Source organism: Paenibacillus terreus (assembly GCF_042138595.1).
Lineage (GTDB): Bacteria > Bacillota > Bacilli > Paenibacillales > Paenibacillaceae > Paenibacillus > Paenibacillus terreus.
This window is the reverse complement of sequence record NZ_JBHIRX010000045.1, coordinates 1-507: the sequence shown is the minus strand read 5'-3', so window position 1 is coordinate 507 and position 507 is coordinate 1. Positions and strand designations below refer to the sequence as shown.

Below are 507 nucleotides of genomic sequence, written 5' to 3'. Positions count from 1 at the left end.
GTGGGCGTAGACCCGAAACCGGGTGATCTACCCCTGTCCAGGGTGAAGGTGCGGTAACACGCACTGGAGGCCCGAACCCACGCACGTTGAAAAGTGCGGGGATGAGGTGGGGGTAGCGGAGAAATTCCAATCGAACTCGGAGATAGCTGGTTCTCCCCGAAATAGCTTTAGGGCTAGCCTCGGAAAACAGAGTCGTGGAGGTAGAGCACTGATTGGGTGCGGGGCCCGCAAGGGTTACCAAGCTCAGTCAAACTCCGAATGCCATAGACTTATGTCCGGGAGTCAGACAGTGAGTGCTAAGATCCATTGTCAAAAGGGAAACAGCCCAGACCATCAGCTAAGGTCCCCAAGTGTGTGTTAAGTGGGAAAGGATGTGGAGTTGCACAGACAACCAGGATGTTGGCTTAGAAGCAGCCACCATTGAAAGAGTGCGTAATAGCTCACTGGTCGAGTGACTCTGCGCCGAAAATGTAACGGGGCTAAACACACCACCGAAGCTATGGCTTG

The 507-nt window shown here is 54.0% G+C and carries 1 rRNA gene; it reads left to right on the top strand.

Annotated elements, in window-relative coordinates:
• Nucleotides 1-507, top strand: a 23S ribosomal RNA gene (locus ACE5KN_RS31030); the annotation flags it as partial.